Source organism: Paenirhizobium cremeum (genome assembly GCF_022884085.1).
GTDB classification, from domain to species: domain Bacteria; phylum Pseudomonadota; class Alphaproteobacteria; order Rhizobiales; family Rhizobiaceae; genus Allorhizobium; species Allorhizobium cremeum.
Genome location: NZ_JAGGCS010000001.1, coordinates 173,601 through 186,197 on the forward strand (window position 1 = coordinate 173,601; position 12,597 = coordinate 186,197).

General features: G+C 61.9%; 10 protein-coding genes and 1 riboswitch. Of the genes, 6 read left to right on the forward strand and 4 right to left on the reverse strand.

Going from position 1 to position 12,597, the window contains the following annotated elements; translation table 11 throughout:
- The first annotated feature begins 40 nt into the window (after positions 1-40).
- The 4 genes from J5N58_RS00835 (at position 41) to J5N58_RS00850 (ending at position 5,201) form a co-directional block, all read left to right on the forward strand.
- Positions 41-2,353 (forward strand): NADP-dependent malic enzyme, encoded by a 2,313-nt coding sequence (locus J5N58_RS00835; RefSeq protein ID WP_112828266.1) that lies wholly within the window; start codon positions 41-43, stop codon positions 2,351-2,353.
- A 154-nt stretch (positions 2,354-2,507) separates the two neighbouring features.
- Complete coding sequence (locus J5N58_RS25885; protein WP_280519872.1) at positions 2,508-3,254, forward strand: helix-turn-helix transcriptional regulator; 747 nt, start codon at positions 2,508-2,510, stop codon at positions 3,252-3,254.
- 131 nt (positions 3,255-3,385) lie between these two features.
- Positions 3,386-4,027: an acyl-homoserine-lactone synthase gene (locus J5N58_RS00845; protein WP_113340178.1), complete on the forward strand. Its 642-nt coding sequence runs from the start codon at positions 3,386-3,388 to the stop codon at positions 4,025-4,027.
- Positions 4,028-4,172: 145 nt separating this feature from the next.
- On the forward strand, positions 4,173-5,201 hold the full coding sequence (locus tag J5N58_RS00850; protein WP_244709173.1) for a DUF2865 domain-containing protein: 1,029 nt from the start codon (positions 4,173-4,175) through the stop codon (positions 5,199-5,201).
- Between the two features lie 128 nt (positions 5,202-5,329).
- Here the strand turns inward: J5N58_RS00850 and bluB are convergent, their stop codons facing one another.
- The 3 genes from bluB to J5N58_RS00865 all read right to left on the reverse strand — a co-directional run bounded on the left by bluB (position 5,330) and on the right by J5N58_RS00865 (position 8,871).
- Positions 5,330-6,037 (reverse strand): 5,6-dimethylbenzimidazole synthase, encoded by a 708-nt coding sequence (gene bluB / locus J5N58_RS00855; RefSeq protein WP_244709175.1) that lies wholly within the window; start codon positions 6,035-6,037, stop codon positions 5,330-5,332.
- 46 nt (positions 6,038-6,083) lie between these two features.
- Positions 6,084-6,285, reverse strand: a riboswitch (cobalamin riboswitch).
- Positions 6,286-6,327: 42 nt separating this feature from the next.
- Positions 6,328-7,161, reverse strand: a complete 834-nt coding sequence (locus J5N58_RS00860) for a TolB family protein (protein WP_244709177.1) — start codon at positions 7,159-7,161, stop codon at positions 6,328-6,330.
- A gap of 30 nt (positions 7,162-7,191) precedes the next feature.
- On the reverse strand, positions 7,192-8,871 hold the full coding sequence (locus J5N58_RS00865; RefSeq protein WP_113466362.1) for an NAD+ synthase: 1,680 nt from the start codon (positions 8,869-8,871) through the stop codon (positions 7,192-7,194).
- A 384-nt stretch (positions 8,872-9,255) separates the two neighbouring features.
- Here J5N58_RS00865 and J5N58_RS00870 point away from each other — a divergent pair, with 384 nt between their 5' ends.
- Together J5N58_RS00870 and J5N58_RS00875 are read left to right on the forward strand one after the other, a co-directional pair.
- Entirely contained in the window at positions 9,256-10,995 is a 1,740-nt protein-coding gene (locus J5N58_RS00870; RefSeq protein ID WP_113466363.1) for an LTA synthase family protein, read from the forward strand.
- A gap of 220 nt (positions 10,996-11,215) precedes the next feature.
- Positions 11,216-12,163, forward strand: a complete 948-nt coding sequence (locus tag J5N58_RS00875) for a hypothetical protein (protein WP_244709179.1) — start codon at positions 11,216-11,218, stop codon at positions 12,161-12,163.
- On the opposite strand, the gene J5N58_RS00880 is transcribed toward J5N58_RS00875, so the two are convergent.
- A complete protein-coding gene (locus J5N58_RS00880; RefSeq protein WP_113437589.1) occupies positions 12,100-12,516 on the reverse strand; it encodes a GFA family protein in 417 nt (138 codons plus the stop codon). The genes J5N58_RS00875 and J5N58_RS00880 overlap by 64 nt on opposite strands.
- Positions 12,517-12,597: the final 81 nt, after the last annotated feature.

The following is a 12,597-nucleotide window of genomic DNA, read 5'->3' on the forward strand; positions in this document are numbered from 1 at the left end:
GGGATTTCGATAACCTGAAACGACGATGCCGATGGACCCGATGAACGCTCCCGAAAAGAACAAGCCGCAGCCGACGACCGCAACGGCGGATCTCGATGAACAGGCCCTGTTTTATCACCGCTATCCCCGTCCCGGGAAGCTCGAGATTCAGGCGACCAAGCCGCTGGGCAACCAGCGCGACCTGGCGCTCGCCTATTCCCCGGGTGTGGCCGCTCCCTGCCTTGCGATCCGCGACGAACCTGAGACCGCTGCCGACTACACCGCCCGCGGCAATCTCGTCGCCGTCATCTCCAACGGTACCGCCGTGCTCGGTCTCGGCAATATCGGCCCGCTGGCCTCCAAGCCGGTCATGGAGGGAAAAGCGGTTCTTTTCAAGAAGTTCGCCGGCATAGACGTCTTCGACATCGAAATCGACGCCGCAAGTGTGGACACCATGGTGTCGACGGTTTCGGCACTGGAGCCGACCTTCGGCGGCATCAACCTTGAGGACATCAAGGCCCCGGAATGCTTCGAGGTGGAAGCCCAGCTTCGCGAAAAGATGAACATCCCGGTCTTCCACGACGACCAGCACGGCACGGCGATCATTGTCGCCGCCGCCATCCTGAACGGTCTGGAACTGGCGGGCAAGAAGATCGACGAGGTGAAGATCGTCGCCTCCGGCGCAGGCGCCGCCGCACTGGCCTGCCTCAACCTGCTGGTGACGCTTGGTGCGCGCCGCGAGAACATCTGGGTCCACGACGTCGAAGGCCTGGTCTATGTCGGCCGCGAGGTGCTGATGGACCGCTGGAAATCGGTCTATGCACAGGAAACCGACAAGCGCGTCCTGGCCGAGTCCATCGATGGCGCAGATGTCTTCCTCGGGCTTTCCGCCGCCGGCGTGCTGAAACCGGAACTCCTGGAGAAAATGGCCGAAAAGCCGCTGATTATGGCGCTGGCCAATCCGACGCCGGAGATCATGCCGGATCTCGCACGGGAAGCCCGCCCGGACGCGATGATCTGCACAGGACGCTCCGACTTCCCCAACCAGGTCAACAACGTCCTCTGCTTCCCCTATATCTTCCGCGGCGCGCTCGATTGCGGCGCGACCACCATCAACGAAGAGATGAAGATGGCCGCCGTGCGCGCCATCGCGGCTTTGGCGCGCGAAGAAGTCTCCGAGGTCGCGGCCCGCGCCTATACGGGCGAAACCCCGACCTTCGGCCCGAACTATCTGATCCCGTCCCCCTTCGACCCACGGCTCATCCTGCGAATTGCGCCGGCCGTGGCGCGCGCTGCCGCCGAAAGCGGCGTGGCGAAGCGCCCGATCGTGGACTTCGACAGTTATCTCGACCAGTTGAACCGATTCGTCTTCCGCTCCGGCTTCGTCATGAAGCCGATCTTTACCGCGGCGAAGAAGGCAACCCAGAAACGGGTCATCTTCGCGGAAGGCGAAGACGAACGCGTGCTGCGCGCGGCCCAGGTGCTTCTCGAGGAAGGCACCGGACGGCCCATCCTGATCGGCCGCCCCCAGATCATCGAAACCCGCCTCAACCGCTTCGGCCTGCGTATCCGCCCTGGCGTCGATTTCGACCTCGTCAATCCCGAAGACGATCCGCGCTACCGCGACTATGTCGACGACTATTTTGCCCTTGTCGGCCGCGAGGGCATCAACCCGGAAGCCGCCCGCACCATCGTGCGCACCAACAACACCGTGATCGGAGCGCTTGCCGTCAAGCGCGGCGAAGCCGATGCGCTGATCTGCGGCGTTGAAGGCCGCTACGACCGCCATCTGCGCGATGTCCATCAGATCATCGGCAAGAAGCCCGGCGTGTGCGCCTTCTCGGGTCTCAGCCTGCTGATCTCCCAGCGCGGCGCGATCTTCTTCACCGACACCTTCGTGACCTATAATCCCTCGGCCGCGGAAATCGCCGAAATGACGATCCTCGCGGCACAGGAAATCCGCCGCTTCGGCATCACGCCACGCGCAGCCCTCGTCACCCATTCCAATTTCGGTTCACGCGATTCCGAAAGCGCCCGCAAGATGCGCGACGCCCTGAAACTCATCCGCGAGCAGGCGCCGGAACTGGAAGTCGACGGCGAAATGCAGGGCGGTTCGGCGCTGTCGGAAAGCCTGCGCAAGCGGGCCATGCCGAACAGCACGCTGACCGGCGAAGCGAACCTGCTGGTTTTCCCCAATCTCGATGCAGCAAACATCTCGCTCGGTATCGTGCGCACGATGATGGATGCCCTGCATGTCGGCCCGATCCTTCTCGGCGCGGCACTTCCGGCTCACATCCTCTCGTCTTCGGTCACCTCGCGCGGTGTCGTCAACATGGCAGCACTCGCCGTGGTCGAGGCGTCACAGCCCGGCTGAGACAAGCCCTTGAACAAGCAGATGATGATATCCCCGCCGCCCGGCGGCGGGGATCGCGGGTCACGGCTGCCCGCCATGAATGCCCCCTAAAATTCGGCTGGACAACGGCCACCCCTCCGCCCAATCTCGACCCACGTAATTTCAGGGTTTCAGAATGACGAACCAGGGCGGCTATTTCGACCTGCTGGACTGGCTAGAGAGTGAAAAGGGCGTTCGACCGCAACAGTTTTTCAAGAGGATACAGAAGGTCTTTGGCCTTGCCAATCTGCTCTACGCCGAAGCGTCCATAACCCCGGCCGGGGCCAGGCTTCACCGGTTGCACCACACTTTCGCGCCGGCTGCGGTTCGCGCCGTCAACGCCCTGCCCGCAGGGATCACCCGCCCACCGGTTCAGGAGGCCTTCGGCGCGATAGGGGTGCTCGACTGGTCCTGGATCGCCACGCACACCGTTGGTCTCGAAACATTCCAGCAGCTTGTCGCCGAGCTTGCCATCGCACCGCGCGGCGCCGTCTATCCTCTGGTGGCAAGAGAGGGACGCTCGGCCCTTCTGGCCGTCAATGCGGACATGCCGGAAACGGAATGGGCACGCTTCAGGCGCCACAACGATCCTTTCCTGCATGACCTCGCGACCCGTTTCCACGCCACTCTCGTCGATGGCCAGACACCCCGCTCGATGACCGGCCGGCGACAATACCAGCTGACGACCCGCGAACGTGAAGCGTTGACCTGGGCGGCAGCCGGCAAGAGTTATTGGGAAACCGCGATGATCCTCGGCATTTCGGAGCGCACCGTGCGGTTCTTCATGTCCAATGCCCGAAGAAAACTGAACGTCGCCACCAATACCCAGGCCGTGGCGGAAGCCGTCTGGCGCGGGCTGATTACCGGCTCGAAGGACAGCTAGCGTCCCATAGCCCGTAGTCAGGGGCCGCAATAATAATCAAGAATTGCATAATTTTGCACTGTCACTACCGACAGTTTAAATTCCTAGGCGGTACGGCATTTTTTCCTCTCCAACTATGGAAGGAAAGCGCCATGATTAGGATTATTACCGCCGCAAACCGCGAAAGTCATTCGGCCGAGATCGCCGAGATGCACACCCTGCGCAAGCGGGTCTTCCACGACCTGCTGAAATGGGACGTCTCTGTGAAGGGCGACTGGGAGATCGACCACTATGACGACGCCAACCCGGTCTACGTTCTCTCCTATTCGCCCGAGGGCCGCCTGCGCGGCTCGCTGCGGCTGCTGCCCACCCTCGGCCCCAATATGCTGGACGACACCTTTCCCATTCTTCTGGGCGGGGAACCCGAGATCCGCAGCGCCTCGGTCTGGGAATCCAGCCGTTTCTGCATCGAGCCGGAAATTTCCCAGGACCGAGCATCCAACCAGGTGACCGTGGCCGCCGCCGAACTGATGTGCGGGGTGGGCGAACTTTGCCTTGCTTCCAGCATCTCGCACATCGTCACGGTCACGGACGTCTTCCTCGAACGCATGTTCCGGCGCATGGGATGCCCGGGCGAACGCATCGGCGAGCCACAGAGGATCGGTTCGGTCTTCGCCGTTGCGGTCGGATGGGAAATCGATACGGAGATGCTGGCTGGCATGAAGGCCATCGCCGCCATCGACGGTCGCGTTCTCGAGGAAGCCTATGCGCTCGACCGCGCGCGTGCGGCCTGACGCACGGCCCGGGCGCAGATACAAGGCCCGTTAACACAAATAAGTGTTCCCGGTTGGCACTTCGTCACTCGCTAATTATGGTCAGATTACCTATAGGCTCATCGGATATGAGCCGAAGTGGAACAGAGCTGACCGGGGACACGATTTGCAGCGCGGCAAGAAACGATTTCTGCTGGCATTCGCCGCCTTTCTGGCCTGTCAGCCGCTTGCCGTCCAGGCCTCGGACGTCTGCGAGAGACTGCGGGAAGGACTCGCCTCGGGCAGCAGGATCATCGCCAACAGTAGCGAATTCCGCCGGTATTCCAGTGCGATAGCCCGACAGAATATCGAGATCCGCAAGACCCGGCAGGACATGCGCCGCCTGCGCTGCGACACCTCGGCGATCGTGGTCATCCGCTCCGACGGCGGCAATGACTGCTCGGACCTGTCAACGGCTCTTGCCAGGATGGAAGAGAACAAGCGCGATCTCGCCGGCAAGCTGGAAGCTCTGCGCAACAGCGGCCCCGACGAGGCAACCAGGGCACGCATTCTTGCCGCCCTCGATGCGAACGGCTGCAACGAGGAACCGCAGGAGCGTGCGGAACCTCTGTCGTCAGACGGAACGGATGACCGGATGACCGCCGCGCTTGAGAGCGCCACCGGCATGGGAAACCTCCGCACGCTCTGCGTCCGCACCTGCGACGGCGGTTTCTTCCCGATTTCGTCCAACACCTCGCCGATGAACTTCCGACGGGACGCCGATACCTGCCAGCAGATGTGTCCGGGGGTGGAAACGGAGCTCTACTATCATTCGATGCTTTCAGGTGAGAGTTCCGACATGGTCTCGGCCGAAACAGGCAGACCCTATCGGGAATTGCCGACCGCGTTTTCCTATCTGAACCGCCCGAGCGGCGAAAAGGCGGCCTGCGGCTGCAATCTCTCGGCCTATTACGAAAAGATGCGGGCAAACGGAGCCGCAGGGACCATTCCGAACGACAACTCGTCGATCATCGAGATAAAGCCTCGGGACCCTGTAACCGCCCCCTCGCAACAGGCGTCCTCGACACCGGCCGAACGCCCCTACGATCCGGAAAACAGCAGGATCCGCCGCGTCGGCCCCGCCTTCCTTGCCCCCGACCAGGGCAAGATCGACCTGAGGCATCCGGCAGCGCCGGGACCGCAGCCGCAGCAATAGAGCGATGCCGCCAAGACCGGCACTTGCCCTTCTTCCGGAACAGCTTGAAAATAAACGGATAAGGTATTGAGGTGACTACGTTTTCACTGGAAACGCGCCAGCAAGTCGCCCGTTGCACGACGACCGAGTCAGCCGCTTGCGGCGCCGTCGCGGCGAGCGCCCCATTCCTCCTCGAACACCAACTCTTCCAGCGGAATCCTCTGCCTCCAGCCTCTCACCGCCAATTCAGGCTGATCGAACAGCCTGTCGACATAACCGAGACAGAACCAACCGATGACCTCGACATGATCGGGTATCGAGAGGATGGATTTGAGGTCGGCCTGATGGAAGATGCTGACCCAGCCGACACCGACGCCTTCGGCGCGGGCCGCAAGCCAAAGGTTCTGGATGGCACAGACCGTCGAATAGCTGTCCATCTGCGGGTTGTGTGTCCGCCCCAGGATAACCGGGCCGCCCCGGGTCGGATCACAGGTCACGCAGATGCCGACCGGCGCCTTGCGAATACCTTCGAGCTTCAGCGCCTGATAGGTCTCGCGCTGTTTTCCGGAAAACATCGCCGCCGCCTCGCCATTGGCCCGGCAAAATGCCTGCCAGACGGCTTCCCGCCGGGCCGCATCACGCACCACCAGGAAATTCCAGGGCTGCATGAAACCGACCGAGGGCGCGTCATGCGCCGCCTGCAGCAGGCGCCAGACAAGTTCGTCCGGCAAGGGCTCCGGCAGGAACTGGTCGCGTACGTCGCGGCGGCTGCGAATGGCACGATATACAGCCTCCCGCTCCTCGGCGGAAAAGGCGCCTGCCGTTACGAGATGATCGTTAGGTTCGTCGTTGCGCATCGTCATATCCCCAACAATGCCTGCAACCGCCTGCCGTCCACGCAGGGCGAGTCTATCCCGCCAGGCCGGTCTTCTGACTGGGCTTCATCTGCTCCGCACGACCTTCCCGGCCTTTCGGCCAGTGGTCCGGACCCGAAGGGGTCCAGCGGCTGAGCATCCACCTCACAGCGTTGGGCACGTGCCGGAATTCCACCGGCTTCCCGATTCTCCCGCGGCAGTCCGCGGGCACCTGACACAAACGGTTCTACAGCAAGCAGGCAGCCATGCAAGCAGTCGTTTGCGACACGGCTTCAGGCGGTTGCGGGAAAGTAGCGGACATAGGCGAACTCGTCTCCGTCGGGCGACCAGTTCGGCACATTGATCGTACCCTGACCGCCGAAGAGCTCGAACAGCGTCTCAAGGTTGCCGCCATCCATGTCCATCAGGCGAAGGCGGACGGAAAGATCGCGCGGATGATCGAAGACATCGGGATCGTAGGAGAGCAGCACGACCTTGTCCCCCTTCGGCGAGGGATGCGGAAACCAGTTGCCGAAATTGTCGTGGGTCAACTGCTGCAGGTCACGCCCGTCCGGACTGACCCGCCAGATCTGCATCAGGCCCGTGCGGCTGGAGTTGAAATAGATCCACGCCCCGTCGGCAGACCAGTCGGGACCGTCATTGCGCCCTTCGCCCAAGGTCAGACGCCTCTCCTCGCCGCCTTCGATCGAGATAGTATAGATGTCGAAGATCTGGTCGCGGATGCCGCAATAGCTGACGAAACGCCCATCCGGCGACCATCCGTGCCAGTAGGACGGCAGGTTCTCCGTCACCTGCACCGGTGTCCCGCCTCCGGCCGGCAGTATGTACATGCACGTCTTGCCATGTTCGACCTTGTCGCACAGCATGATGAAACGGCCGTCCGGCGAAATGCCGTGGTCGTTGTTGCAGCGGGTCGCGAAGCCGGTATCGATCTGCCGCGGCTCCTCGCTGCCGTCGGGCGGCAGTCGATAGAGCAGGCCGTCGCTGTTGATGAGCAGATAGCTGCCGTCGGGCGACCAGTTCGGGGCCTCGATGAGCCGATCCGTCTGCCAGACGATGCGATGGCGGCGCGTGCGGATATTGAAGATCTCGAGCGAGCTTCGCATGTCCCCTCCAGCCAGGCCGCCGACGTGCCGTCAGCGGTCCCGGAAACGGTTGGTGATCGGATAGCGCCGGTCGCGGCCGAAGTTCTTCTTGGTGATCTTCACGCCGGGGGCCGACTGTCGCCGCTTGTATTCGGCGAGATAGAGCAGATGCTCCACCCGGTGCACCGTCGCGACGTCATGGCCGCGCGCCACGATATCCTCAACCCCCATCTCCTTTTCGACGAGGCATTCGAGAATGTCGTCCAGCACCGGATAAGGCGGCAGCGAATCCTGGTCTGTCTGGTTCGGCCGAAGCTCCGCAGACGGCGCCTTGGACAGGATATTGGCAGGAATGACCTCTCCCGACGGTCCAAGCCCGCCCGGCGGCACATGGGCGTTGCGCCAGCCGGAAAGAGCGTAGACCTGCATCTTGTAGAGGTCCTTGATCGGATTGAACCCGCCGTTCATATCGCCGTAAAGCGTGGCATAGCCGACCGACATCTCCGACTTGTTGCCTGTAGTCACCACCATCGAACCGAACTTGTTGGAGATCGCCATCAGGATCGTGCCGCGGGCACGGCTCTGTAGGTTTTCCTCGGTGATACCACTGTCCGTTCCCTCGAACATGTCCGACAGCGCAGACAGGAAACCTTCGACGGGTTCTGCGATCGGCACGATGTCATAGTGGCAGCCGAGCGCCTTTGCGCAGGCCTCCGCATCCGTGAACGATTCCTGCGAGGTATAACGATAAGGCAGCATCACCGTGCGCACCCTCTCCTCGCCCAGCGCATCGACCGCGATTGCCGCACAGAGCGCCGAGTCGATACCGCCGGAAAGGCCGAGCACGACGCTTTTGAAGCCGTTCTTGTTGACGTAGTCGCGGAAGCCCAGCATGCAGGCGCGATAGTCTGCCTCTTCCTTCTCCGGAATATGCGACATCGGCCCGTCGCTGCAGCGCCAGCCATCGGCAGACCGCTTCCAGGTGGTGACGGTCAAGGTCGGTTCGAACTGGCTCATCTGGAAAGCCAGGGACTTGTCGACGTTAAAGGCGAAGCTCGCACCGTCGAAGACCAATTCGTCCTGCCCGCCGACCTGATTGGCGAAGATCAGCGGCAGTCCGCTTTCGATCACCTGACGCAGCGCTACCTGATGGCGCACGTCCACCTTGCCGCGATAATAGGGGGAACCATTGGGCACCAGCAGGATCTCAGCCCCCGTCTCCGCCAGCGTCTCGCAGATGCCAAGATCGTTCCAGATCTCCTCGCAGATCGGGATTCCAAGCCGCACCCCGCGGAAATTCACCGGCCCCGGCATATCGCCCTCGACGAAAACCCGCTTCTCGTCGAACTCGCCGTAGTTGGGCAGGTCGATCTTGTCGCGAAGACCGAGAATCCTGCCGCCGTCGAGGACTGCCGCCGAATTATGCCGGCCCTTCTCCCCCTGTCGCGGAAAACCGACGATCACGCCCGGCCCGCCATCCGCAGTATCGGCGGCAAGCTGCTCTACGGCATGCAGGCACGCCTTGAGAAAGGCGGGCTTGAGCACGAGGTCTTCCGGCGGATAACCGGAAATGAACAACTCGGTCAGCAACAGGAGGTCGGCCCCTTGCGCGGCCGCCTCGGCACGGGCCTCCCGCGCCTTTGCCAGATTGCCGGCGACATCGCCGACCGTCGGATCGAGTTGGGCAATCGCAATGCGCAGGATGTCGGGTCGAATGGGTGTATCGCTCATGCGGCAGGTGTAGCGCGTGACGGTGACAATCGCAATGCGGCCGTCAATCCGGAACGCCGATCTTGGGAATGGATCGGCGCCAAACGCATCCTGTGGGAACAAACCACCTGAACGGTCAGTTCATCTGGCATTCATGACGGTTATGTGACAGCTATGTGAAGTTTGGATAACGTGACGTAATAGCTGGAGAGCAAAGTGGTCGAGATTGGCTCAGAGCCGGCGGTTTCGCCAAAGACCGCCAGGAATGGCGCTGCCGTTCAGGTGGGCCGGCAGCAGGTTGCAAGCGCTCTCTTGCCGGTCGCGAATTCGCTGCTGCTGGCCATCCTCACGATCATCTGCAGCGAATGGCTTGCCCGGGGCAGCCTGGCCGATATTCCCGACTACATGCTTTCGCCGGCCCGGCCCGGTCTCGTGGCAGCAGGCGTGATCTTTCTGCTGCTGCTCGCAGGCGACGCGCTGTTCGGCCGTGCCTATCAATCGGCGCTGGTGGTCATTCCGCTGGCGCTGCTTCCGGCCTTCTTCTCCGGTCAGAAACAGCTTTTTCTCTCCGATCCGCTCTATCCGAGCGATCTGCTTTTCGGTCGCCAGATCGCCGAGCTCCTGCCGGTCATGGTGGCCGCGAAGCCGGTCGTGGCCGCCGGCATATTGGCCGTCACGCTCGCTGCGCTCAGTGCTCTCGTCTATCTGTTCGCCGTGAGCTGGAAGCGCTTTCCGCGCATCTCCGGCCTTTCCAAGCTGACGCGCCTGATCCTCACCCTGCCCTTGATCGGTGCCTTTCTGTCCCTGATGGACGCAACCTCCTACTCCTATCTGCGCGACCGGCTCAACATCGTCCCCATGATGTGGGACCAGCAGGAGAATTATCGCCATAACGGCTTCCTGCTCGCCTTCGCCTTCAACGTGCCAATGGCCAATGTCTCGGCGCCCGAGGGCTATAACGGCGACGCAATAGCGGACATTCCAGCCGACCGGGTGCCTGCAAGCTTCTTCTCCGGTCGCAACGCCGACGTCATCATGGTGATGAGCGAGTCGCTCTGGGATCCGACGCGCCTCTCGAATGTGGGCTTCTGGCCGGACCCGATGCCGACCATCCGCGCCAACCAGTCGGGCAACGTCTTTTCGCCGGAATTCGGCGGCATGACCGCCAATGTCGAATTCGAGGCGCTTACCGGTTTCTCGAACGCTTTCCTTCCCTATGGAAGCATTCCATACCAGCAATACATTCGCCGCCCGCTGCCCTCCCTTGCCACCTTCTTCGAATCCAAGGGCTATACCAGCAAGGCATTCCATCCCTTCCAGAGCTGGTTCTGGAACCGCTCGAACGTCTATTCCGCACTTGGCTTCGAAAGCTTCGATTCCGAGGAAACCATGCCCGCAATGGAAAAGCGCGGCATCTTTGCCTCCGATGAAGCGTTGACCCGCGAGATTATGCGCGTCGGCGACGAGACCGGTCGGCCCTTTTTCTTCTTCGCCGTCACCCTGCAGGGACATGGGCCGTACGAAGTCAACCGCTATGTGAAGAACACCGTTGAACTGGATGAAGCGGTGCTTTCCTCGGAAAGCCGCGCAACGCTCGCGACCTATGCCCAGGGCGTGCGTGAAGCGGACAAGAGCCTCAAAACCCTGATGGAATGGGCGAAGAAGCGCCGTCGCGAGACCATCATCGTGATGTTTGGCGACCACCTACCGCCGCTTGGCACGGTCTATACGGAAAGCGGCTACATGCCGGATCAGGTCGCTACCCGCAGGGCGCCGCTCGATGTCATGAAGCGCGAGCATGAAACGCCGCTGGTCGTCTGGTCGTCGAGGCGCGGCGTGCAAAAGGATATCGGTTCGATCAGCCCCGCCCAGTTGCCCTCCCTCGTGGTCAAGCTGGCAGGCTATCGCCATCCCTACTACACCGGCGTCCTCGGTCGGGCGCAGGAGCGCTTTACGGTCTTCGACCGCCACCTGCTTGTCGAGCGCAGCGGCAAGACCCAGGCCGACTGGGCCGTCGACGGAACCAGGCTCGACCCTGCCATTCGCGACCTGCGCCTGCTGCAGCACGACATGATGTTCGGAAAACAGTTCGGCGCCGAACGTTTCTTCCCTGAGATGACGGACCGTCTCAATCCGTCCTCCTGACGGTACGACGAAAGGACGGGGCAATTGGGCCGGGCTCCACGCATTATCATTGCCCGGTATCTTGCGCGGACGAAAGAAAAGCGTCATTGACATAGCCGGCACATCCCAAAAGGATTGGCGGGAAAATGATATTTCCCCGCGTGGCAGGATGCCATGGTTCCATGGCATCGGCCCGCGATTGTGAAGAATGTTCAAGGATTTCATCAGAGCGTAACGAGCCATGCGGTCACTGACCCGAGCTGAGATTGCTGCACATCCGTCGTTCCCGTCGATTGAAAAGCAGATCGCCAAACACCTTATCGGCATCCATGTCCGCACGCCGCGTCTGTCGCGGCTGAAGGCATCCCATCGCAAATGGCTGATGACGCAATCCCTCTACGCGCTGAGCCTGCAGCGAACGCAGGACGATCCGCTGTCCGGCCTGACCGCGACCCGTTTCGTCGAGATCGTGATGAAGCTCGGCGCGGCCAGCCGCAACACCGCGACCGCGTTTCTGGCCGAACTGGTTGCCTACAAGTTCCTCCGGGATGTGCCGGACGTGCCGGACCGACGGGTCCGTGTCCTCGAGACGACGGAGGCCAGCAATACGGCCATGCTTGGCTGGTTCATGGGCCATATGGCCTGTCTCGACCAGCTCGATGGCGGCAACCGGGAGGCTGCCGCAGCCTCCGATCAGCGCATCTTCCGCATCGCCCAGCCCTATGCCGCAGCCAAGCTCGTCGAGGATCCGATCTGGCGGGACCCGCCGGATACGATCGGGCACTTTCTCTGGTCCGATCTTGGCGGCATGGTTCTGCACGACCTGATCGCACGCATAGATGTGTTCGATCCGACGGCGGAACGGACCAATATCGGCCCGGTGACCCTTGCCGAACTCAGCGAGACCTACATGATCTCGGCTACCAACCTGAAGCGGATGTTCAAGAAGGCGGAACTCGAAAACCTGCTCGGTTGGGATCAACCGCGCCGCCGCGGCGATCTTTGGCTGTCGAAGTCGTTCCTCGACGATTATTTCACCTGGCAGTCCGCCAAGTTCGCAGCCCTTGACGAAGCCTATCGCCACGCGATCGATGAAATCGCCGAAACGGCTTCCACCACCTTGCCTCACGCCGTTGCGGCAGACGGTCCGTCCGCCGGAAACTTCGGCAGCGCATCGTCGAGATCGTAATAATCGCCCTTGTCGGCGCAGTAGATATGGTAGCCGGGCTCAAGCCCCGTGGGTCCCTCGAACGAGCCCGCAAGGACCGACATATAGTCCAGCCCGTCGCCGCGCCAGAAGAGCGCCGAGCCGCATGTGCGGCAAAATCCACGCGCCGCATTGTCGCTTGCGCGATACCAGGTGAGATTGGCTTCACCCGTCAGCCTGATGTTCTTCAGCGCAACATTGGTCGCAGCGTAATGGTGTCCCGTCTGCTTGCGGCATTGTGAGCAATGGCAAAAGATGATCGGCCGAAGGCTGCCCCTCACCTCGAAGGACACCGCACCGCAAAGGCATGCACCATGTCGCAGCTCGTCGGTCATTGCAGCTGTTCTCCCTTTTTGTTTGTGACTTGCCGCAGGTTCGCCTTCGGTGCCTTTCGCCGTCAATGGCAAACCGTTGAT

What these genes read in the sequence shown, in the direction of transcription:
- J5N58_RS00835 (WP_112828266.1), top strand. Translation starts at nt 41, where the DNA reads ATGAACGCTCCCGAAAAGAACAAGCCGCAGCCGACGACCGCAACGGCG.
- J5N58_RS25885 (WP_280519872.1), top strand. Translation starts at nt 2,508, where the DNA reads ATGACGAACCAGGGCGGCTATTTCGACCTGCTGGACTGGCTAGAGAGT.
- J5N58_RS00845 (WP_113340178.1), top strand. Translation starts at nt 3,386, where the DNA reads ATGATTAGGATTATTACCGCCGCAAACCGCGAAAGTCATTCGGCCGAG.
- bluB (WP_244709175.1), bottom strand. Translation starts at nt 6,037, where the DNA reads ATGCGCAACGACGAACCTAACGATCATCTCGTAACGGCAGGCGCCTTT.
- J5N58_RS00860 (WP_244709177.1), bottom strand. Translation starts at nt 7,161, where the DNA reads ATGCGAAGCTCGCTCGAGATCTTCAATATCCGCACGCGCCGCCATCGC.
- J5N58_RS00865 (WP_113466362.1), bottom strand. Translation starts at nt 8,871, where the DNA reads ATGAGCGATACACCCATTCGACCCGACATCCTGCGCATTGCGATTGCC.
- J5N58_RS00870 (WP_113466363.1), top strand. Translation starts at nt 9,256, where the DNA reads ATGCTTTCGCCGGCCCGGCCCGGTCTCGTGGCAGCAGGCGTGATCTTT.
- J5N58_RS00875 (WP_244709179.1), top strand. Translation starts at nt 11,216, where the DNA reads ATGCGGTCACTGACCCGAGCTGAGATTGCTGCACATCCGTCGTTCCCG.
- J5N58_RS00880 (WP_113437589.1), bottom strand. Translation starts at nt 12,516, where the DNA reads ATGACCGACGAGCTGCGACATGGTGCATGCCTTTGCGGTGCGGTGTCC.